The sequence below is a fragment of the Rhizobium sp. YAF28 genome (genome assembly GCF_052113285.1).
GTDB lineage: Bacteria > Pseudomonadota > Alphaproteobacteria > Rhizobiales > Rhizobiaceae > Rhizobium.
In genome coordinates this window covers 1-1,041 of sequence record NZ_JBFRCX010000042.1, presented here as the reverse complement: position 1 = coordinate 1,041, position 1,041 = coordinate 1, and the positions used below count along the sequence as shown (strand labels likewise).

2 protein-coding genes are annotated in these 1,041 nt (G+C 70.2%); both read right to left on the bottom strand.

Annotated elements, in window-relative coordinates; translation table 11 throughout:
• The coding region (locus AB4Z13_RS32815) for a DUF2946 family protein (RefSeq protein ID WP_442207782.1) at window positions 1–124 on the bottom strand (124 nt) is incomplete at its 3' end.
• Window positions 125–133: 9 nt separating this feature from the next.
• Window positions 134–1,041: YheT family hydrolase (locus AB4Z13_RS32810; RefSeq protein WP_442207781.1), on the bottom strand; the 908-nt coding region annotated here is incomplete at its 5' end.

Genomic DNA, 1,041 nt, shown 5'->3' with positions numbered 1-1,041 from the left:
GCCCGTGCTCCTGGGCGAACTCGTTGCGCAGGCGCCATTGCCCGCGCCGGTCCAGCGCCAGCCATCCGTACGCGTTCGGCACGTTGGGCCAGCGGGCCATCGCCTGCTTGACGATGTCATCCATGGTTGTCTCCTACGCCGTCTGGCGCGTTCCACCCACGCTGTCGAAGTAGTCGAGGATGCGCGTGGGCAGCCATTCGATATGGCCCGCCACCGGGAACAGCGGCAGGTGCCCCAGCACGCCGGCGCGCGGCGTCATGAAGCCGACGTGGCCGCCGTGCGCGGGCTGCTCCAGCAGCACGTCGGGGCTGACCTCGGCCTGGCTCGGCAGGTGCTGGCCGGGCAGGAAGGGGTCGTTGCGCGCGTTCAGCACCAGCGTGGGAATGCGGATCTCGCCCAGCACCGGCTTGCTGGCGGCGCGCATCCAGTAGTCGTCGGTATCGCGGAAGCCGTGCAGCGGCGCGGTGACCACGTTGTCGAAGGCGTAGAGGTCGCGGCTCGCCAGCATCGTCGCGCGGTCGAACAGGCCCGGAAACTGGTCGAGCTTGGCCAGCGACTTGCGCTTCAGCGTCTGCAGGAACATCCGGGTATAGATCAGGTTGAAGCCCTGGGAGAGCGCCGCGCCGCCGGCCGCGAGGTCGAGCGGGGCCGAGATGGCCGCCGCCGCCGAGAGGAAACTGGCGCCGCGGCCTTCCTCGCCCAGGTAGCGCAGCAGGGCATTGCCGCCGAGCGAGATGCCGACCGCCAGCATGCGCTGTCCTTCCGCCCGTCCGGGCTGCACCCGTTGGCGCAGCCGCTCCAGCACCCAGCGGATCTCGGCGGAATCGCCCGAATGATAAAAGCGCGGCGCGCGGTTCAGCTCGCCCGAACAGCCCCGGAAATGTGGAATGGCGCCCTGCCAGCCGCGTGCGCGCAGCGCGTCCATCAGGGTTTGGGCGTAGTGGCTGTTCGAGTCGCCCTCGAGGCCGCCCTGCCAGCCGCGTGCGCGCAGCGCGTCCATCAGGGTTTGGGCGTAGTGGCTGTTCGAGTCGCCCTCGAGGC